This window comes from Inquilinus sp. OTU3971 (assembly GCF_038440215.1).
On the sequence record NZ_JASATH010000390.1, the window covers coordinates 1 to 2193 of the forward strand.

Genomic DNA, 2193 nt, shown 5'->3' on the forward strand with positions numbered 1-2193 from the left:
CTCGCCGCCGCTGCCCTTGCCGGTCTCGAGATTGATCGCAACCCCGATATTGCTGCTGTAGTAGCTGGCGGTGTCGATGCCGGCACCGCCGTCCAGCCGGTCGGCCCCGGCGCCGCCGCGGAGCACGTCGGCACCGTTCCAGCCCTGCAGCGTGTTGGCCCCGCCGGTCCCGACCAGGCTGTCATTGCCCTGGCTGCCCGAGAGGTTCTCGATCCCGATCAGGATATCGCCCTGCGCCTCGCCGCCGGCGCCGACACCGGTGGCCAGGTTCACCGCGACCCCCACGGTGCCGGCGTAGTAGCTGGCGGTGTCGATGCCGGCACCGCCGTCCAGCCGGTCGGCCCCGGCGCCGCCGCGGAGTATGTCGTTGCCGGCCAGGCCTTGCAGCGTGTTGGCGCCGGAATTGCCGACGAGGCTGTTCGCGGCCGCATTGCCGGTGCCGTTGATGCCGGCGCCGCCGAGCAGCACCAGGTTCTCGACCTGGCCCAGCAGCCTGGCCGAGGCCAGCAGGCTGAAGCCGAACCAGGCCTGCACCGTGTCGATGCCGCCCGATCCGGCGACCGACTCGTCGATGACATCGGCGGTGGAGCCGACGACATAGGTGTCGTCGCCGGCGCCGCCACGCAGGATATCGGCCCCGGCGCCGCCGTCGAGCACATCGTTGCCGGCCAGGCCCTGCAGCGTGTTGGCGCCGCTGTTGCCCGTGAGGATGTTGGCCAACGCATTGCCGGTGCCGTTGATGGCGGCACCGCCGAGCAGCAGCAGATTCTCGATCTGGCCCAGCAGCGTGGCCGAGGCCGCCAGGCTGAAGGTGAACCCGGCCTGCACCGTGTCGCTGCCGCCCGACCCGGCGACGGATTCGTCGACGACGTCGGCGGCGATGTCGACGACATAGACATCGTTCCCGGCACCGCCACGCATGACATCGGCGCCGGCGCCGCCGTTGAGCTGGTCGTTGCCCTCCTCGCCCAGGAGCGTGTCGCCGACCACGCCGGCAACGCCGGTGGCCAGCACGTCGTTGCCCGCCCCGCCGCGCAGCTCGATGGCGAAGCCCCAGCTGTTGGTGCGGATCCGGTCGTCGCCGGCGGAGCCCTGGATCGCCTCCCAATTGCGCCAGACATCGGCGCCGATATAGGCGTCGAGCACGCCGGCCTGCCAGTCGGCCACCATCGCGCGTGTGAACACCATGGTGTCGCGGCCGGCGCCGCCGTCCATGATGTCCGTCCCGGCGTCGACATAGATGACGTCGTCGCCGCCCTGGGCGTAGACGACGTCGTCCCCGGCGCCGAAATTGACGGTCTCGCCATGGCTGGCGCCGTACAGCGTATCGACGCCGCCGGTGCCGTTGTAGACCTCGAACTCGTACATCTCGAAGCCGAGCCCGCCGATCTGGAAGGTGTTGCTGTTGTAGTCGATCGAGACCGGGCCACCGATGAAGGAGGCGGTGTCGACGCCGACCCCGCCGAAGGCATGGTCGAAGATGCCGATAGTGACGGTGTCGTTGCCGGCGCCGCCGAGCAGGAAGTCGTGCGATCCCTGCGGGCTGCCGCCGGCATCACCCTCCAGCCGGTCGTTGCCGTCCATGCCCCAGAGCGTGTTCGATCGTTCGTCGCCGTAGAGCGAGTCGTCGAAGTGCGATCCCTCCACATTCTCGATGCTGACCAGCGTGTCGTATCCCCATTGGCCGGCATGGATCTTGCCGTCGGTGGTGCTGCCGTCGGTGAAATACATCTCGGCGATGATGGCGCCCGGCGCATCGGCGTAGGAGACCGTGTCGGAGCCGGCGCCGCCTTTGATCGCGTCCGCGCCCTTGCCGCCCTGCAGCCAATCGTCCCGGGCGCCGCCATAGAGGGCGTCGATGCCGTCGCCGCCGGCGAAATAGGCGGCCCCGGCGTCGCTGGCGATCATCACGTCGTCGCCCTCGCCGCCGCTGAACTTCTCGATGCCGAGGAAGAGATCGCCCGCGGCCTCGCCGGAATGGGCGCCGGTCGCAAGGTTGATGGTGACCGCCGCGCCGAAATACGCAGTGTCCCAGCCCGCGCCGCCATCGAGGTAGTCGCCCCCGGCGCCGCCGGAGAGCATGTCATTGCCATCCTCGCCCAGCAGGCTGTCGCCCCCGTCCCCGCCACCGACGCTGTCGTCGCCCCCCCCCGCGGGGGCGGAAATTACCCCCGCCCCCCGCAAGGGGGCGGG

1 protein-coding gene is annotated in these 2193 nt (G+C 70.3%); it reads right to left on the reverse strand.

The annotated features are described in order from the left end of the window. Nucleotides 1–2184, reverse strand: a 2184-nt coding sequence (locus AAHM41_RS39970) for a calcium-binding protein (RefSeq protein ID WP_342242213.1), incomplete at its 3' end; no start/stop codon positions are given. Between the last annotated feature and the right edge of the window lie 9 nt (nt 2185–2193).